The 17,139-nt window shown below is 67.7% G+C and carries 14 protein-coding genes; 7 read left to right on the forward strand and 7 right to left on the reverse strand.

All coding sequences use genetic code 11. The features are described 5' to 3' along the window. Window positions 1–136: 136 nt before the first annotated feature. Window positions 137–589 (reverse strand): hypothetical protein, encoded by a 453-nt coding sequence (locus tag AC1VVG_RS04770; RefSeq protein WP_049034495.1) that lies wholly within the window; start codon window positions 587–589, stop codon window positions 137–139. Window positions 590–791: 202 nt separating this feature from the next. Between AC1VVG_RS04770 and AC1VVG_RS04775 the strand changes: the two genes are divergently transcribed. Beyond that, window positions 792–2,009, forward strand: a complete 1,218-nt coding sequence (locus AC1VVG_RS04775; RefSeq protein ID WP_069706110.1) for a Bcr/CflA family multidrug efflux MFS transporter — start codon at window positions 792–794, stop codon at window positions 2,007–2,009. Between the two features lie 99 nt (window positions 2,010–2,108). Here AC1VVG_RS04775 and AC1VVG_RS04780 read toward each other — a convergent pair whose 3' ends face one another. The 3 genes from AC1VVG_RS04780 to zwf form a co-directional block, all read right to left on the reverse strand. Next, on the reverse strand, window positions 2,109–4,037 hold the full coding sequence (locus tag AC1VVG_RS04780; protein ID WP_034187340.1) for a bifunctional transcriptional regulator/glucokinase: 1,929 nt from the start codon (window positions 4,035–4,037) through the stop codon (window positions 2,109–2,111). Next, the gene (pgl, locus tag AC1VVG_RS04785) at window positions 4,015–4,695 is read right to left on the reverse strand and encodes a 6-phosphogluconolactonase (RefSeq protein WP_034187341.1); all 681 of its coding nucleotides are present in this window, start codon (window positions 4,693–4,695) and stop codon (window positions 4,015–4,017) included. The genes AC1VVG_RS04780 and pgl overlap by 23 nt, the downstream gene beginning before the upstream one ends. A gap of 86 nt (window positions 4,696–4,781) precedes the next feature. Continuing rightward, window positions 4,782–6,251 carry a glucose-6-phosphate dehydrogenase gene (zwf, locus tag AC1VVG_RS04790; RefSeq protein WP_034187342.1) on the reverse strand — a complete coding sequence of 490 codons (1,470 nt, stop codon included), beginning with the start codon at window positions 6,249–6,251 and terminating at the stop codon, window positions 4,782–4,784. A 431-nt stretch (window positions 6,252–6,682) separates the two neighbouring features. On the opposite strand from zwf, the gene AC1VVG_RS04795 reads away from it, so the two are divergent. The 4 genes from AC1VVG_RS04795 (at window position 6,683) to AC1VVG_RS04810 (ending at window position 11,085) form a co-directional block, all read left to right on the forward strand. Beyond that, the gene (locus AC1VVG_RS04795; RefSeq protein WP_034187343.1) at window positions 6,683–7,930 is read left to right on the forward strand and encodes an ABC transporter substrate-binding protein; all 1,248 of its coding nucleotides are present in this window, start codon (window positions 6,683–6,685) and stop codon (window positions 7,928–7,930) included. Window positions 7,931–8,068: 138 nt separating this feature from the next. Further along, window positions 8,069–9,007 (forward strand): carbohydrate ABC transporter permease, encoded by a 939-nt coding sequence (locus AC1VVG_RS04800; RefSeq protein WP_034187344.1) that lies wholly within the window; start codon window positions 8,069–8,071, stop codon window positions 9,005–9,007. Further along, the gene (locus AC1VVG_RS04805; RefSeq protein WP_011544828.1) at window positions 8,997–9,854 is read left to right on the forward strand and encodes a carbohydrate ABC transporter permease; all 858 of its coding nucleotides are present in this window, start codon (window positions 8,997–8,999) and stop codon (window positions 9,852–9,854) included. The genes AC1VVG_RS04800 and AC1VVG_RS04805 overlap by 11 nt, the downstream gene beginning before the upstream one ends. 112 nt (window positions 9,855–9,966) lie before the next feature. Then, window positions 9,967–11,085 (forward strand): ABC transporter ATP-binding protein, encoded by a 1,119-nt coding sequence (locus AC1VVG_RS04810; RefSeq protein ID WP_034187345.1) that lies wholly within the window; start codon window positions 9,967–9,969, stop codon window positions 11,083–11,085. 93 nt (window positions 11,086–11,178) lie between these two features. Here AC1VVG_RS04810 and AC1VVG_RS04815 read toward each other — a convergent pair whose 3' ends face one another. From AC1VVG_RS04815 to trxB, 3 genes are all read right to left on the reverse strand, one after another. Then, window positions 11,179–11,829 carry a trimeric intracellular cation channel family protein gene (locus AC1VVG_RS04815; RefSeq protein WP_226251656.1) on the reverse strand — a complete coding sequence of 217 codons (651 nt, stop codon included), beginning with the start codon at window positions 11,827–11,829 and terminating at the stop codon, window positions 11,179–11,181. Further along, complete coding sequence (locus AC1VVG_RS04820; protein ID WP_049030588.1) at window positions 11,789–12,568, reverse strand: Smr/MutS family protein; 780 nt, start codon at window positions 12,566–12,568, stop codon at window positions 11,789–11,791. Before AC1VVG_RS04820 ends, AC1VVG_RS04815 begins: the two co-directional genes overlap by 41 nt. A gap of 135 nt (window positions 12,569–12,703) precedes the next feature. After that, entirely contained in the window at window positions 12,704–13,666 is a 963-nt protein-coding gene (gene trxB / locus AC1VVG_RS04825; protein WP_034187347.1) for a thioredoxin-disulfide reductase, read from the reverse strand. Window positions 13,667–14,057: 391 nt separating this feature from the next. Between trxB and AC1VVG_RS04830 the strand changes: the two genes are divergently transcribed. Both AC1VVG_RS04830 and lolA read left to right on the forward strand, forming a co-directional pair. Continuing rightward, complete coding sequence (locus tag AC1VVG_RS04830; RefSeq protein WP_034187348.1) at window positions 14,058–16,367, forward strand: DNA translocase FtsK; 2,310 nt, start codon at window positions 14,058–14,060, stop codon at window positions 16,365–16,367. A 46-nt stretch (window positions 16,368–16,413) separates the two neighbouring features. Beyond that, window positions 16,414–17,103, forward strand: coding sequence for an outer membrane lipoprotein chaperone LolA (gene lolA, locus AC1VVG_RS04835; protein ID WP_034187349.1), 690 nt, complete (start codon window positions 16,414–16,416; stop codon window positions 17,101–17,103). The last annotated feature ends 36 nt before the right edge of the window (window positions 17,104–17,139 follow it).

Below are 17,139 nucleotides of genomic sequence, written 5' to 3' on the forward strand. Positions count from 1 at the left end.
CGCCTGGGCGGAACGATCGTCTGATTGTACCGGAGACGCGCGCGGCAGGCCCGCCGGCGCTTGTGCGGCCTTTCGGCGCGCGGGGGCCGGCCTGGGCCGGAAACGGGGGCCCGATTCGTTCCGGCACCCGCCCCGGCTAGCGCGGCGGCTTGCGCTTGCCGGTCAGTTCGGCCCAGCGTTTCTCGAGCGGACCTTCGACCATCGGCTTGATCGACGTGCCGGACGACTGCGCGTCCCAGGTCTGCACCGAATACGGGTGGACGCGCAGCGCGTCGCGCGCGATCACGACGTCCTGGTGTGCATCGACCAGCCAGTCGTAGACGAAGTCGATGCACAGCCGGTAGCCGCGCTTCGTCGACGAATCGGGCACCTCGTACGGCGCGCGCGTCACGTAGCCGGAGCCGAACACGCCCTTCGGCTCCTTCGCGACGCGGTGCAGGAACACGCGGTCGCCCGGCAGGATGCCGCGTGCGAAGCCGCAGCCCCACACATCATGCACGGCCTCACCGGCCTTCACGCGCGCGGCGACGTCGGGCAGCTCGGGCCACGGCCATTTCTTGGGGCTCCAGATCAGCAGGAAAGCGGTCATCGGTTCGGTCGGGCATTCAAATGATCGGACGAGAGCGGCAAGCTTAATCGAATCCGCTTGCGCGCCCGCCATCGCACGCGGCCGGAGGCGCGCAAAAAAGTTGCGCGTACAATCATGGGCCTGAACGCGCCATCCGTGGCGCGGCCTCCCGTCTTCACCGCCACGCGCGCCGCGATGCGCGCGGGCTCCATTCCGGATACCCATGTCTCACGTCGTCCGGCGCCGGCCCGATGCCCGGCTGATCCTGTTGCTCGGTGCGCTCGCCGCCTGCGGTCCGATCGCCACCGACATGTACCTGCCGAGCCTGCCGTCGATCGCCGACGGCTTTTCCGTCAGCGCCGGCGCCGCGCAGCGCACGCTGACGAGCTTCATGGCCGGCTTCTCGGTCGGCATGCTGCTGTACGGTCCGCTGTCCGATACGTGGGGGCGCCGTCCCGTGCTGCTCGGCGGCATCGCGCTGTTCACGCTCGCGAGCATCGGCTGTTTCGTGTCGGGCTCGATCGACATGCTGATCGTCGTGCGCTTCCTGCAGGCGCTCGGTGCCGGCGCCGCGTCGGTGCTCGCGCGGGCGATCGCCCGCGATGCGCACGAGCCGAGCGATGCGGCGAAGGTGCTGTCGATGGTCGCGATCGTCACCGCGGTCGGGCCGCTGCTCGCGCCGCTGATCGGCGGCCAGATCCTGCGTTTTTCCGGCTGGCGCGGCGTGTTCGTGGTGCTGGCCGTGTTCGGCGCGGTATGCGCGGCGACCGCCTACCTGCGCGTGCCCGAAACCTGGCCGAAGGAGCGGCGCAAGAGCACGGCCGTGCTCGCGTCGTTCGCGTCGTACGGGCGCATCCTGTCCGACCCGGTCGCGTGGGGGCACATGCTGTGCGGCGGGATGGCGTTCGCGGCGATGTTCTCGTACATTACCGCGACGCCGTTCGTGTACATCGAGTATTTCCACGTATCGCCGCAACACTACGGGCTGCTGTTCGGCCTGAACGTCGTCGGGATCATGATCGGCAACTTCGCGAACACGCGCCTCGTCGGCCGCATCGGCTCGCTGCGCATCATCGCGGCCGCGTCGCTCGTGAGCGCCGTCGCGTCGCTCGCGGTCGCGCTCGTCGCGCTGACCGGGTGGGGCGGGCTGTGGTCGATCGTCGTGTGCCTGTTCTTCGTGGTCGGCGTGGTCGGGATCCTGTCCGCGAACTGCACGACCGACCTGATGCACCGCTATCCGCACAACGCGGGCGCGTCGGCGGCGGTGTTCGGCGCGATGCAGCTCGCGCTCGGCGCGCTCGCGAGCGTCGCGATCGGCGCACTCGCGGACGGCACGCCGTTCGCGATGGGCGTGACGATCGGCGTGTCGGGCGTGCTGTGCTTCGTCGGGCGTTATCTGGTGCTGCGCTGGCACGGTCGGCCGGTGAAGGCGGGTGCCTGAACCGCTAGCCGGGCCGCGGAATGAAAAACGCCACCGCGCGCGATGCGCCGGTGGCGTTTTTCGTTGGGACGCAGGAAGCGGCTGCCGCCGCACCGCGCGTCAGTCCCGCGCGACGTCCTTCGCCGCCGGCGACGCGCCGTGGCTCAGCCAGTCGAGCACGTCGGCCGTTTCGTCGTCGCTCGCGCGCGCCTTCGCCTGCGCGACGGCGTCGGGCAGCTCGCCGTTCGTCGACGCGCGACGGATCGCGACGCCGACCGCGAGAATGTCGATCATCAGCAGATGCAGGATCCGCGAGATCATCGACAGCTGCGACTCGCGCATCTCGATGTGGTCGGTTTCGAGCGCGACGGTCGCGCGCTTCGCGAGCGGCGTGTTGCTCGACGTGATCGCGATCACCTTCGCACCGGCCTGCATCGCGACGTCGAGCACGCGCAGCAGCTCGGGCGCGCGGCCGGACTTCGACACCGCGACGATCACGTCGCCCTTGCCGAGCAGCGCGGCCGACGCAGCCTGCATGTACAGGTCGCCGTACGCAATCGTCGGAATGCCGAAGCGGAAGAACTTGTAGTGCGCGTCCTGCGCGACGATGTTCGAGTTGCCGAGCCCGTAGAACTCGATGCGCCGCGCGCCGTTCAGGATCTCGATCGCGTTCTCGACGTGCTCGAAATTCAGGTGCTCGCGCAACTGCAGGATCGCGGACACCGTGTTGTCGAGCACCTTCGCGCCGAAGTCGGTGGCTGTATCGCCGAGATGCACCTGGCTGTGGCTCATCGGGATCGTGCCGGTGAGGCCGGTCGCGAGCTTCAGCTTGAAGTCCGACAGCCCCTGGCAGCCGAGCGAGCGGCAGAAGCGGATCACGGTCGGCTGGCTCACGTCGGCCTTGCGCGCGATGTCGACGATCGGATCGTTGATGATCGAGCGCGGGTGGTTCAGCGCGAGATCGGCCACGCGGCGCTCGGCCGGCGTCAGCGCGTCGCGCATCTGGCGGATCCGCTCGAACACGGCCGACGACGCGCCGCCCGAGCGGTTCGACAGCTGTTCGGCGAGGATCGCCGACACGCCGAGGAACGCCGGGTATTCGGCGGTGATCAGGTAGGTCGGGATGTTCTGCAGATAGTGCGTGAAGCGGCCCTTCGCCTCGAAGCGCGCGCGGAACGACGAGCGTGTGAACAGCTCGCCGAGCTTCAGCGCGACGCCGCCGCCGATGTACACGCCGCCGAGCGCGCCGAGCGTCAGCGCGACGCTGCCCGCGAACGCGCCGAGAATCCCGCAGAAGCATTCGACCGTCTCGAGCGCGAGGGCGTCGCCCGCATGCGCGCGCTCGACGATCTCGACCGTGTCGACGCTCGCGGCGACGCGCTTCTTGTCGCGCGCGGCGAGCGCGCGATAGATGATCTCCATGCCGGGGCCGGCGCACACGCGTTCGAACGACACGTGCGGAAACTTCTTGCGCGCGTACTGCAGCACCAGGTCCTCGCGCTCGTCCTGCGGCGCGAACGACGCGTGGCCGCCCTCGCTGCCGAGCGCGATCCAGCGGTCGTCGGCCGGAATCAGGCCCGACACGCCGAGCCCGGTACCGGGCCCGAGCAGCCCGATCACGCTGTTCTGGCGGCGCGCGCCGCCGCCGACCTGCACGCGCTGCGCATCGGTCAGGCCCGGCAGCGCCATCGCGAGCGCGGTGAAGTCGTTGACGACGAGCAGCGTGTCGAAGCCGAGCGCGCGGCGCGTCGCCTCGATCGAGAAACTCCAGTCGTGATTGGTCATCGTGACCTGGTCGCCGTCGACCGGGTTCGCGATCGCGATCGCCGCGTGGTTCACGCGGCTGATCTTCACGTCCTTCAGATACTTGCGGATCGCGTCGGTGATCGTCGGGTAATCGGCGCCGGGATAGACGCGGATCTGCGTGATTTCGCCCGGGCCGGTTTCCAGCGCGAAGCGCGCGTTGGTGCCGCCGACGTCCGCGAGCAGGCGCGGACCGTCGGCATGCTGACCCGCGACGACCACCTTACTTTGCGCACCAGTAGACATCGAGCTGGGTCCCCTTGTCGTTGGCCAGTTGGGAAATCGCGTTCTTCTGCAGCGACGCGGCGGCGGCGTCGAGCACGGCGCGCTTGCGCTCGCCCGCGATCAGCAGGAACAGGCGCTCGACGCGCTTGAGCGCATCGAGCGAATAGCTCACGCGCGCATGCGGGGCGGCGCCGGGGTGCACGGCGACGAAACGCTCGGGCGTCGTGATCGCGTGGTCCCATTCGGGCGCGTCGGCGAAGATCGACGCGGTGTGGCCGTCCTCGCCCATGCCGAGCACGGCGACGGTCGGTACGCGGTAGTCGGCGTTCGCGTTCAGCGCGGCGACGTGCGCGTCGAGCGCGCTGCGCGTGTCGACGAGCGGCAGGAAGCGGGCAGGGGCGGCCGCGTGCTGCAGCAGCGTGTCGCGCACGAGCTGCGCGTTGCTGGCCGCGTCGTCCTCCGGCACCCAGCGGTCGTCGACCAGCGTGACGTCGACGCCGGCCCAGTCGAGCGCCGCGTGCGACAGCGTATGCAGGAACGGGCGCGGGCTCGTGCCGCCGGACACCGCGAGCGTCGGGCGCGCGGCGCCGGCGAGCGCCGCGCGCAGCGCATCGCCGACGGCGCGCGCGAGCGCTTCGCTTTGCGCTTCCTGGGTGTCGAAAGCGTGGATCTCGATCACATCTCCTCCGGACTGCTTTGTCTGTTCAAATCGTACGAATCGTGGGGCACGTTGCCGGGCACGATCGTGCCCGGCAACGGTTTGCATCAGTTCTCTTCTTCGAGCCAGCAGGTGTCGTGCTGCGCGAGCATCGCGCTCGACGCGGCCGGCCCCCACGTACCCGCCGCGTACGGCTTCGGCGGCTTCAGGGAGCGCGCCCATTCGTTCAGGATAGGCTCGACCCAGCGCCATGCGGCCTCCTGTTCGTCGCGCCGCACGAACAGGGCGAGCCGGCCGTTGATCACGTCGAGCAGCAGGCGCTGGTACGCCTCCATCTGCCCTTCCTTGAAGAACTGGTCGAACGCGAGGTCGAGGTGCACGCTCGCGAGGTTCATCCCTTCGCCGGGCTGCTTCGCGAGGCAGTACAGGCGGATCGTCTCGTTCGGCTGCAGCCGGATCACGAGGCGGTTCGAGCCGGGACGCAGCGCGGTCGGGCCCAGTGCCGAGTGCGGCACCGGGCGGAAGTTGACGACGATCTCCGCGACGCGGTCGGCCAGACGCTTGCCGGTGCGCAGGAAGAACGGCACGCCGGCCCAGCGCCAGTTCTCGATCTCGACCTTCAGCGCGACGAAGGTTTCGGTCTGGCTGTCGGGTTTCACGCCCGGCTCGGTCGCGTAGGCCGGCACCTGCGCGCCCTTGATCACGCCCGCATGATACTGGCCGCGCACGGCCACCTTGCCGATGTCGCGCGGATCGACCGGCTTGAGCGCGCGCAGCACGCGCAGCTTCTCGTCGCGCACCGAGTCGGAATCCATCGAATGCGGCGGCTCCATCGCGACGATCGACAGCAGTTGCAGCAGGTGGTTCTGCACCATGTCGCGCAGCGCGCCGGTATTGTCGTAGAAATCGCCGCGCGCCTCGACGCCGAGCTCCTCGGCGATCGTGATCTGGATGCTCTCGACCCATTCGCGGCGCCACAGCGGCTCGAACAGCGCATTGCCGAAACGCAGCGCGAGCAGGTTCTGCACCGGCTCCTTGCCGAGGTAGTGGTCGATCCGGTAGATCTGGCCTTCCGCGAAGATCTCGCCGACCGCGTCGTTGATCGCGTTCGACGATTTCAGGTCGTAGCCGAGCGGTTTCTCGAGCACGATGCGTGCGCCTTCGTTCAGGCCGACCGACGCGAGCGCCTTGCAGATCGGCACGAACAGCGACGGGCCCGTCGCGAGATAGAACACGCGGATGCCCGGCAGCGACGAGATCGCGTCGCGCAGCACGACGTAGTCTTCCGCGCGGCCGAGGTCGAGCTTCACGTATTCGATGCGGTCGAGGAAGGACTTCCATGCGGCTTCGTCGAGCGCGTTGCCGGCGGCCTTTGCCGCATGCGGCTTCACGTGCGTATCGACCCATTCGAGATAGGCCGCCCGATCCGATTCGTGTCGCGCCACGGCCACGATCCGGCCGCTCTCCGCGAGCATGTTCGCGCGGTGCGCTTCGAACAGCGCGGGCAGGATCTTGCGCATCGACAGATCGCCGGTGCCGCCGAAAAGGACGAAGGTAAAGCTGGAATCGGTATGCATGTGTCTCCGCCGTGTTGGGGGTGCTGGGAAGCGATCCGTAGTGCGATAAAAATATTTTTGACACTGAATTGTAGTTTAACTACAATCCGCCGCAAGGGGTAGCACCTGGGTGAAGAAAAAAAGATGTGCGGTCGATGAACTGCGCGAGCTTCGCCTTCGGGAGCGCCTTGTGCCGAATGTTATCGGACATTGGCGGCGCGCATCGTCCGCGCGCCGTCGGCCCCGGGCTCGCGTCGCATCATCGCGGCGGGCCAGAAACACAAAGAGGAGACACGCCGTTGAATCTCGATTCACGCTTTCTGTAAGAGCCCGGCCGGTCATCGGCCCGTACGCTGCATGCGTCCCGCGGCTCGATTTCCCCGTCGTTTATCAAGAAGCCGGTTCCCGGTCAGGGAACCTCACGAGTTGATTCAGTCTGGAGGAGATAAGTAATGAAAGTTCGCTCGATCATGGGCGCGCTCTGCGCCGCGGGTCTGATGGCTGGCGCCGTGGCGGCGCAGGCAGCCGAGAATGTAACCGTGCTGCACTGGTGGACCTCGGGCGGCGAGTCGAAGGCCGTCGGCGTGCTGAAGGACGACTTGCAGAAGCAGGGCTACGTGTGGAAGGACTTCGCGGTCGCGGGCGGCGCCGGCGCCGCGGCGATGACCGCGCTGAAGACCAAGGTGATCAGCGGCGACGCACCGTCGGCCGCACAGATCAAGGGCCCGCTGATCCAGGACTGGGCCGACCAGGGCGTGCTCGTCAACATCGATTCCGCCGCCGGCGACTGGAAGCAGAACCTGCCGCCGGAAATCGACAAGATCATCAAGTACAAGGGCCATACCGTCGCCGCGCCGTTCTCGGTGCACCGCGTGAACTGGCTGTACATCAACAAGGCCGCGCTCGACAAGGTCGGCGCGAAGGTGCCGACCACCTGGCCCGAATTCTTCGCGGTGGCCGACAAGCTGAAGGCCGCGGGCATCCAGCCGGTCGCGATGGGCGGCCAGCCGTGGCAGGACCTGACGCTGTGGGAAGACGTCGTGCTGTCGCAGGGCCCGGCGTTCTACAAGAAGGCGCTGGTCGACCTCGACCAGGCGACGCTGACGTCGCCGCAGATGCTGTCCGTGTTCGACACGGTGCGCAAGATCCAGGGCTACTTCGACACGGGCCGTAACGGACGCGACTGGAACCTCGCGACCGCGATGGTCATCAACGGCAAGGCCGGCATGCAGTTCATGGGCGACTGGGCGAAGGGCGAGTTCGAGAACGCCGGCAAGAAGGCGGGCAAGGACTACATCTGCGCGGCGGTGCCGGGTACGGCGAACGCGTACACGTTCAACGTCGATTCGTTCGTGTTCTTCCAGCAGAAGGGCGAGAAGAACGCCACGCCGGGCCAGCTCGCGCTCGCGAAGACGATCATGACGCCGGACTTCCAGGAGCAGTTCAGCCTGCTGAAGGGCTCGGTGCCGGTGCGCCTCGGCGTGAAGATGGACAAGTTCGACGACTGCGCGAAGAAGTCGTACGCCGACGAACAGACCGCGATCAAGTCGGGTGGCTTCGTGCCGTCGCTCGCGCACGGCATGGCGCAAAGCGACGCGACCGCCGGCGCGATCACCGACGTCGTCACGAAGTTCATGAACTCGCAGCAGGATTCGAAGAGCGCGGTCGCCGCGCTCGCGAAGGCCGCGAAGGTCAAGTAACGCGCGACAGGCGCCCGGCCGGAAACGCTTCGTCGGCCGGGCGTTTTTGCAAGTGCAGCAAACGGGCTCGCCCGCGGGCCCGTGCCGTACCCGGCGCCGGCCCGGCCTGCGTCGCCCTCGTTCCAGGAGTCGAATCAAGTGGCTGCCCCTCTTAGCGGAAACGGATCCGGCGCTGCCGCCGCGCGGCGTACGTCGCCGATGTCGGCCTTCGCCGATCGCTGGATTCCGAAGCTCGTGCTTGCGCCGAGCGTCGCGATCGCCGTGGTGTTCATCTACGGCTTCATCCTGATTACCGGCTATCTGTCGCTGACCCGCTCGCGGCTGTTGCCGAACTACGAATTCGACGGCTTCGGCCGTTACTCGGACCTGTTCCAGAACGACGTGTGGTGGACCTCCGCCGCGAACCTCGGCTGGTTCGGGATTCCGTTCATCGCGATCTGCGTCGCGCTCGGGCTGTTCCTCGCGATCCTGCTCGACCAGCGCATCCGCAACGAAGGCGCGCTGCGCGCGATCTTCCTGTACCCGATGGCGCTGTCGTTCATCGTCACCGGCACCGCGTGGCAGTGGATCCTGAACCCGGGCCTCGGCCTCGAGAAGGTGATGCACGACTGGGGCTGGACGAGCTTCTCGTTCGGCTGGCTCGACGATCCGGACAAGGCGATTTTCTGCGTGGTGATCGCGGCCGTGTGGCAGTCGACCGGCTTCGTGATGGCGCTGTTCCTGGCGGGGCTGCGCGGCGTCGACAGCGAGATCTTCAAGGCCGCGCAGGTGGACGGCGCGACGCTGCCGACCATCTACCGCAAGATCGTGATCCCGAGCATGCGCCCGGTGTTCTTCTCGGTGCTGCTGATCCTCTGCCACATCACGATCAAGACCTTCGACCTCGTCGTCGCGCTGACGGCGGGCGGGCCGGGCACGTCGTCGTCGCTGCCGGCCATGTTCATGTACACGTTTTCGTTCAACCGCGGCCAGCTCGGGCTCGGCGCGGCGTCCTCGGTGATGATGCTCGCGACCGTGGTCGCGGTGCTGGTGCCGCTGATGTATATGGAATCGAGGAGCACCCGCAATGCAGCCTAAGATGACGATCAGCCGGGCAGTGATCTATGCGGCACTGATCCTGTTCGCGCTGTATTTCCTGTTCCCGATCTACGTGATGCTGTCGACGTCGTTCAAGGATCTCGACCAGCTGCGCACCGGCAACCTGCTGACGCCGCCCACCACGTGGACGGTCGACCCGTGGGTGAAGGCGTGGAGCGGCGCGTGCACCGGCGTGCGCTGCGACGGCATGAAGCCGTTCTTCCTGAACTCGCTGCAGATGGTGATTCCGGCCGTGCTGATCTCGTCGCTGATCGGCGCGTTCAACGGCTACGTGCTCACGCACTGGCGCTTTCGCGGCGCGGACGCGCTGTTCACGATGATGCTGGTCGGCTGCTTCATCCCGTTCCAGGTGATCCTGCTGCCGATGGCGCGCCTGCAGGGGATGCTCGGTCTTGCCAACACGATTCCGGGCCTGGTGTTCGTGCACGTCGTGTACGGGATCGCGTTCACGACGATGTTCTTCCGCAACTTCTACGTGAGCGTGCCGGCCGAGCTGGTGAAGGCCGCGCGCATCGACGGCGCGGGCTTCTTCACGATCTTCACGAAGATCCTGCTGCCGGTGTCGCTGCCGATCTTCATGGTGTGCCTGATCTGGCAGTTCACGCAGATCTGGAACGACTTCCTGTTCGGGATCGTGTTCTCCGGCGTCGATTCGATGCCGATCACGGTGGCGCTGAACAACCTCGTCAACACGTCGACGGGCGTGAAGGAATACAACGTCGACATGGCCGGCGCGATCATCGCCGCGCTGCCGACGCTGCTCGTCTACATCGTCGCCGGCCGCTATTTCGTGCGCGGGCTGACGGCAGGCGCGGTGAAGGGGTAAGCGCGGCTTTTTCCGATACGACGAACCGGCCGCGCACGACGCGCGGCGCATCGAAACGAACCCGACGCGGCGCCCGAGGGCGCCGCGCGAGACGAGACAGAGGATTCACAGCATGGCAAGCCTTTCCATCCGTGACGTGTACAAGACCTACCCGAACGGGGTGCCGGTCCTGAAGGGTGTCGACATCGAGATCGAGGACGGTCAGTTCCTGATCCTGGTCGGCGGGTCGGGCTGCGGGAAGTCGACGCTGCTCAACATGATCGCCGGGCTCGAGACCGTCACGAGCGGCGAGATCTGCATCGACGGCAAGGTCGTCAACGACCTGTCGCCGAAGGATCGCGACATCGCGATGGTGTTCCAGTCGTACGCGCTGTATCCGTCGATGACGGTGCGCGAGAACATCTCGTTCGGCCTGAACATCCGCAAGGTGCCGAAGAGCGAGCAGCAGCAGATCGTCGACCGCGTGTCGCAGATGCTGCAGATCCAGCACCTGCTCGACCGCAAGCCGGGCCAGCTGTCGGGCGGCCAGCGCCAGCGCGTCGCGATGGGCCGCGCGCTCGCGCGCGATCCGTCGCTGTTCCTGTTCGACGAGCCGCTGTCGAACCTCGACGCGAAGCTGCGCATCGAGATGCGCGCGGAAATCAAGCTGCTGCACCAGCGCCTCGGCACGACGATCGTCTACGTGACGCACGACCAGATCGAGGCGATGACGCTCGGCGACCGGATCGCGGTGATGAAGGACGGCGTGGTCCAGCAGTTCGGCGCGCCGCAGGAGATCTACGATTCGCCGTCGAACCTGTTCGTCGCCGGCTTCATCGGCGCGCCGCCGATGAACTTCATCAACGGCAAGCTGGTCGAGCAGGGCAGCGGGATCGCGCTCGAGATCGACACGGGCCTCGCGCGCAGCGCGCTGAACCTGCCGTTCGATGCGAAGCGGATGAACGGCCACGTCGGCCGCGAGGTGATCCTCGGCCTGCGTCCGGAGCGCATCACCGACGCGCGCAACGCGCACCACGGCGAGGCGTCGACGCTGCAGCCGATCGACGTGCGCGTCGACGTGACCGAGCCGACCGGGCCGGACACGCACGTGTTCGCGCAGGTGAACGGCAAGCGGATCGTGAGCCGCGTGCATCCGGCCGCGAACCCGCAGCCGGGGCAGACGCAGTCGCTGCTGTTCGACGTGTCGAAGGCCGTGCTGTTCGATCCGGCGTCGGAAGAGCGGATCGCGTGACGCGGCGGCAGTGCCGCGCGAAAGGGAAAGGGGCCGTGTCGAACGGCCCCTTTTGTCTGGACGGTGCGGCCGACGCGGCCGCGGGCGGCGCGATCAGTGCGGCAGCCGCACGTCGAACTTGAACGTCGCGAGCCGCGCGACGAGGATGAAGCCGGTCGCGAGCAGCACGCTGTACACCGAGTCGAACTGCAGCCACACGAGCAGCAGGTAGAACCAGCAGCCGACGAACGCGCAGGTCGCGTACGGCCGCGAATCGCGCAGGATCAGCGGGATGTCGTTGCACAGCACGTCGCGCACGATCCCGCCGACCACACCGGTGATCACGCCCATCATCACCGCGATGAAGCGCGGCATCTCGGCGTCGAGCGCGATCGCCGTGCCCGAGATGCTGAAGATGCCGAGCCCGATCGCGTCGGCGATCAGCAGCAGCCGTTCGGCCGACAGCCGCGACAGCATCCGCAGCACGAACGGCGCGAACAGCGCGAGCACGAAGATCGCGATCACGTAGTCGTCGTGCACGACCCAGTAGAACGGCCGGCGCTCGAGCAGGATGTCGCGCAGCGTGCCGCCGCCGAACGCGGTCGCGAGCGCGACGACGAACGTGCCGACCGAGTCGAGGCGGTTCTTGCGCGCCTCGATGAAGCCCGAAATCGCGAAGGCCAGCGTGGCGATCGCCTCCAGTACCGCGATCGCGAGCGTCAGCCTAGGATGCGGCACGCGGCCCCCGCTCGGCGGGCGCCGCATGCGGCTGCAGCAGCACGAGCACCGCGCCTGCGCCGCCGTCGTTGCCGCGCGCCTCGCAGAACGCGATCACTTCTTCCTTCTGCACGAGCCACGCGCGCACCTTGCCCTTCAGCACGGGTTCCTTGCCGATCGAGCCGAGCCCCTTGCCGTGGATCACGCGCAGGCAGCGCAGCCCCTTCTTGCCGGCTTCGCGGATGAATTCGGCGAGCGCGTCGCGCGCCTCGTCGCGCCGCATCCCGTGCAGGTCGATCTGCGCCTGCACGATCCACGCGCCGCTTCTCAGCTTGCGCACGACGTCGCGGCTGATGCCGGGGCGGTGGTAATACAGCGAGTCGTCGCTGTCGAGCAGCGTCTCGGGATCGAATTCGTCGGACAGTGTCGCGTTCAGCACGGCTTCCTCGTCGCGCTGCGTCTGCTTCGGCACCGGGTCGGGCGGCGTGCGGCCCGACGACGCGCGCGGCGGCGCGTTCAGCGGCCGGATCGCGCCGATTTCGTTGCGGAACAGGTTCGCGTCGGCTTCCGCCTTGCGCTCGGCCTTCGCGGTTTCGACGCGCGCGCGTTCGCGGCGATCGGCTTCGCCTTGCAGCGACTGGCGCAATGCGCCGAGGCCCGCGAGGCCCTGGCCGCGCAGCGCGGCCGGATCGGGCGCGGGCGGCGGGGCGGCCGGCGCGGGGTTCGCGGGGCGGGCAGCGATCTTCCGCTTCGCGGGATCGCTCGGATGGGGCTGGTTCTTCGCCATGATTCGGTAACAGGGCAGGCGCGTTCGGGCGCGCGGGCAAAAAAAAGCCGCTGCACGGCGGCAGCGGCTTTCCGGTCGGGCCCGCTTCGCGGCAGCGGACGCCATTGTAGCGCCCGGCGCGGCAAGGCTCGCGGCTTACTTCTTGTCGTGCAGGCTTTCGAGGTAACGCTGCGCGTCGAGCGCGGCCATGCAGCCCGTGCCCGCGCTCGTGATCGCCTGGCGATACACGTTGTCCTGCACGTCGCCCGCGGCGAACACGCCGGGGACGCTCGTCGACGTCGCGTTGCCGTGCAGGCCGCTCTTCGTCAGGATGTAGCCGTCCTTCATCTCGAGCTGGCCCTGGAACAGGTCGGTGTTCGGCTTGTGGCCGATCGCGACGAACACGCCTTGCACGGCGAGGTCTTCCGTCGCGCCGGTCTTCACGTTCTTGATGCGCAGGCCCGTGACGCCCGAATCCTCGCCCGTCACTTCGTCGAGCACGTGATCCCACTTGATGTCGACGACGCCTTCCTTCTGCTTTTCCAGCAGACGGTCGATCAGGATCGGCTCCGCGCGGAACTTGTCGCGGCGGTGGATCACGGTCACCTTCTTCGCGATACCCGTCAGGTAGAGCGCTTCCTCGACGGCCGTGTTGCCGCCGCCGATCACCGCGACTTCCTGGCCGCGATAGAAGAAGCCGTCGCAGGTCGCGCAGGCCGACACGCCCTTGCCCATGAACGATTCCTCGGACGGCAGGCCGAGATACTGGGCGGACGCGCCGGTCGCGATGATCAGCGAGTCGCACGTGTATTCGCCCGAGTCGCCGATCAGGCGGATCGGCTGCTCGTGCAGCTTCGCGGTGTGGATGTGGTCGAAGACGATTTCGGTGTTGAAGCGCTCGGCGTGCTCGAGGAAGCGCGCCATCAGCTCCGGACCCTGCACGCCTTTCGCGTCGGCCGGCCAGTTTTCGACGTCGGTCGTGGTCATCAGCTGGCCGCCCTGCGCGATGCCGGTGATCAGCACCGGGGACAGGTTGGCGCGAGCCGCGTAGACGGCGGCCGTGTAGCCGGCGGGGCCGGAACCGAGAATCAGGACTTTGGCGTGTTTGGGCGTGGACATGTGCGAATCCGTAAAAGGCGGCCGCGGCGGGCGGGGTAGGGCTCGCCGTACGATCCGGGTTGACCGGGATGCCGTCATAGATGGGTATCAGACGCGCATTATAAAGGCCCCGTTGCTGCGTTGCCGAACGAGAGTTTCAATCGCCGCGATAGCGTGTCGGGGCGGCCCGGCGGTGCCGGCGCGGCGGCAACGGGCGCCCGGCGGGCCCGAGGCGGCCGGTTGCCGCACGCTTGGGGCTGGCACGCCCGGCCCAAGCGTGCGCAGGCGGCCGCTTCGGCATCCCGTCCCCGTTATGTAACCGTCATTTACACTTGGCGGCACGGTGCAGCGTTTACAATAAGCGGGATCGAACGACAGGCGGGCGCACGGCCCGTCCTCTTTATACGGATTCATGGCAAAAGCTCCTTATTCCGCCCAGGCACAGGCGTTGCCGCACCGGATGTCGAAGCTCCTCACGGAGATCCGCTGGATTCTCCAGGTCGCGCTCTGCGCCTTTCTGGTGATGGCCCTGCTGAGCTACAGCCGGCGCGATCCGAGCTGGACGCACGCCGCCCAGGTCGATCACATCTCGAACTGGGCCGGCCGCGTCGGCGCGTGGACGGCCGACATCATCCTGCTGCTGTTCGGCCTGTCCGCCTACTGGCTGATCGTGCCGCTCGGGCGGCGCATCGCCGTCAACTACCGCCGCATCACGCGCCACGAGGCGATTCCCGACGAACCCGAGCGGCCGATCGGCTGGCTCACCGAAATCTTTGCGTTCGTGCTGGTCGTGCTCGCGTGCGACGGCATCGAGGCGCTGCGCATGTGGTCGCTGAAGGTGCAGTTGCCGCGCGCGCCGGGCGGTGTCGTCGGCGAAGCCGTCGCGGGTGCGATGTCGCACGCGTTCGGCTTCACCGGCGGCACGCTGCTGCTGCTGATCGCGCTGGCGATCGGCCTGTCGCTGTATTTCCGCTTCTCGTGGCTGTCGGTCGCCGAGCGCGTCGGCGGCGCGATCCTGTCCGCCGTCAACGTCGCGAAGCTGCGCCGCGAGGCGGAACGCGACCGCAAGCTCGGCGAGGCCGCGGCCGTGCGCCGCGAGGGCAAGGTCGAAGAGGAGCGCGTGCGCATCGAGGATCACGAGCCGGTGACGATCGTGCCGCCGGTCGTCACGCCGGCGAAGTCCGAGCGCGTCGAGCGCGAGCGCCAGGTGCCGCTGTTCACCGACCTGCCGGGCGACTCGACGCTGCCGCCGGTGTCGCTGCTCGATCCCGCGCCGAAGACGCAGGAAGCGATTTCCGCCGATACGCTCGAATTCACGTCGCGCCTGATCGAGAAGAAGCTGAAGGATTTCGGCGTCGAGGCGAGCGTCGTCGCCGCGTATCCGGGCCCGGTCGTCACGCGCTACGAGATCGAGCCGGCCACCGGCGTGAAGGGCAGCCAGATCGTCAATCTCGCGAAGGATCTCGCGCGCTCGCTGTCGCTCGTGTCGATCCGCGTCGTCGAGACGATTCCCGGCAAGAACTACATGGCGCTCGAGCTGCCGAACCAGCGCCGCCAGACCGTGCACCTGTCCGAGATCATCGGTTCCGAGGTGTATGCGGCCGCCCCGTCGGCGCTGACGCTGAGCCTCGGCAAGGACATCGGCGGCAAGCCGGTGTGCGCGGATCTCGCGAAGATGCCGCACCTGCTGGTGGCCGGCACGACCGGTTCGGGCAAGTCGGTCGGGATCAACGCGATGATCCTGTCGCTGCTGTACAAGGCCACCGCCGAGCAGGTGCGCCTGATCCTGATCGATCCGAAGATGCTCGAAATGAGCGTCTACGAAGGCATTCCGCACCTGCTGTGCCCGGTCGTCACCGACATGCGCCAGGCCGGCCACGCGCTGAACTGGACGGTCGCGGAGATGGAGCGCCGCTACAAGCTGATGAGCAAGCTCGGCGTGCGCAACCTCGCCGGCTACAACAACAAGATCGACGAGGCGGCGAAGCGCGAGGAGAAGCTCCCGAATCCGTTCAGCCTGACGCCCGAGGATCCCGAACCGCTCGGCCGCCTGCCGAACATCGTCGTCGTGATCGACGAGCTGGCCGACCTGATGATGGTGGTCGGCAAGAAGGTCGAGGAACTGATCGCGCGGATCGCGCAGAAGGCGCGCGCGGCCGGCATCCACCTGATCCTCGCGACGCAGCGTCCGTCCGTCGACGTGATCACGGGCCTGATCAAGGCGAACGTGCCGACGCGGATCGCGTTCCAGGTGTCGTCGAAGATCGACTCGCGCACGATTCTCGACCAGATGGGCGCCGAATCGCTGCTCGGGATGGGCGACATGCTGTACCTGCCGCCCGGCAGCGGGCTGCCGGTGCGCGTGCACGGCGCGTTCGTCGCCGACGACGAAGTGCATCGCGTCGTCGAGAAGCTCAAGGAGCAGGGCGAGCCGAACTACGTCGAGGGCCTGCTCGAAGGCGGCACCGCCGACGGCGACGAGGGTTCGGCCGGCGCGGGAACCGGCGAAGGCGGCGGCGAGTCTGATCCGCTGTACGACCAGGCGGTCGAGATCGTCATCAAGAACCGCCGCGCGTCGATCTCGCTCGTGCAGCGTCATCTGCGGATCGGCTACAACCGCGCGGCTCGCCTGCTCGAGCAGATGGAACAATCGGGGCTCGTGTCGGCGATGTCGTCGAGCGGCAACCGCGAAATTCTTGTGCCGGCGCGCGACGCGGAATGAGTCCGCGGCGCCCGCCGCGCCGGCCACCCACGGAGAAAACCGCAATATGCAGCAACTTTCGTTCGCAATGTCCCTTCGTTCGACGCGGCGCTGGCTCGGCGCGGCGCTTGCCGGCGCATCGCTGATGCTCGCGGCGACGCACGCGTTCGCGGGCGGCACCGAGCAGCTGAAGGCCTTCGTGTCGCAGGTGCGTTCGGCGAAAGGCGATTTCACGCAGCAGATCGTCAAGGCGCCGGCCAAGGGCGCGAGCGCCGCGCAGGCCGCGCCGAAGCCCACCGACAATTCGAGCGGCACGTTCGTGTTCGCGCGGCCGGGCAAGTTCATCTGGACGTACCAGAAGCCGTACCAGCAGGTGCTGCAGGCCGACGGCGACAAGCTGTACGTGTTCGACCGCGACCTGAACCAGGTCACCGAGCGCAAGCTGAACGGCGCGCTGGGCGCGAGCCCTGCCGCGATCCTGTTCGGCAGCAACGATCTCGACAAGAACTACACGCTGCGCGATGCCGGCGAGAAGGGCGGCATCGAGTGGCTCGAGATGCTGCCGAAGGCGCAGGACACGCAGTTCCAGCGGATCGGCATCGGTTTCCGGAATGGCACGCTCGCCGCGATGGAACTGCACGACGTGTTCGGCAACGTCACGCTGCTGACGTTTACGAACATCCAGACGAACCCGCCGCTGAAGGGCGATACGTTCAAGTTCGTGGTGCCGAAGGGCGCCGACGTGATCACCGGCTGACCGGCGCCGCGCGCCGCGTTTTCGCAACGGGCCCGC

It is taken from the genome of Burkholderia sp. L-4 (genome assembly GCF_056856535.1).

What these genes read in the sequence shown, in the direction of transcription:
- AC1VVG_RS04830 (WP_034187348.1), top strand. Translation starts at nt 14,058, where the DNA reads ATGGCAAAAGCTCCTTATTCCGCCCAGGCACAGGCGTTGCCGCACCGG.
- AC1VVG_RS04820 (WP_049030588.1), bottom strand. Translation starts at nt 12,568, where the DNA reads ATGGCGAAGAACCAGCCCCATCCGAGCGATCCCGCGAAGCGGAAGATC.
- AC1VVG_RS04795 (WP_034187343.1), top strand. Translation starts at nt 6,683, where the DNA reads ATGAAAGTTCGCTCGATCATGGGCGCGCTCTGCGCCGCGGGTCTGATG.
- AC1VVG_RS04805 (WP_011544828.1), top strand. Translation starts at nt 8,997, where the DNA reads ATGCAGCCTAAGATGACGATCAGCCGGGCAGTGATCTATGCGGCACTG.
- AC1VVG_RS04815 (WP_226251656.1), bottom strand. Translation starts at nt 11,829, where the DNA reads ATGCGGCGCCCGCCGAGCGGGGGCCGCGTGCCGCATCCTAGGCTGACG.
- AC1VVG_RS04810 (WP_034187345.1), top strand. Translation starts at nt 9,967, where the DNA reads ATGGCAAGCCTTTCCATCCGTGACGTGTACAAGACCTACCCGAACGGG.
- AC1VVG_RS04775 (WP_069706110.1), top strand. Translation starts at nt 792, where the DNA reads ATGTCTCACGTCGTCCGGCGCCGGCCCGATGCCCGGCTGATCCTGTTG.
- trxB (WP_034187347.1), bottom strand. Translation starts at nt 13,666, where the DNA reads ATGTCCACGCCCAAACACGCCAAAGTCCTGATTCTCGGTTCCGGCCCC.
- lolA (WP_034187349.1), top strand. Translation starts at nt 16,414, where the DNA reads ATGCAGCAACTTTCGTTCGCAATGTCCCTTCGTTCGACGCGGCGCTGG.
- AC1VVG_RS04780 (WP_034187340.1), bottom strand. Translation starts at nt 4,037, where the DNA reads ATGTCTACTGGTGCGCAAAGTAAGGTGGTCGTCGCGGGTCAGCATGCC.
- AC1VVG_RS04770 (WP_049034495.1), bottom strand. Translation starts at nt 589, where the DNA reads ATGACCGCTTTCCTGCTGATCTGGAGCCCCAAGAAATGGCCGTGGCCC.
- zwf (WP_034187342.1), bottom strand. Translation starts at nt 6,251, where the DNA reads ATGCATACCGATTCCAGCTTTACCTTCGTCCTTTTCGGCGGCACCGGC.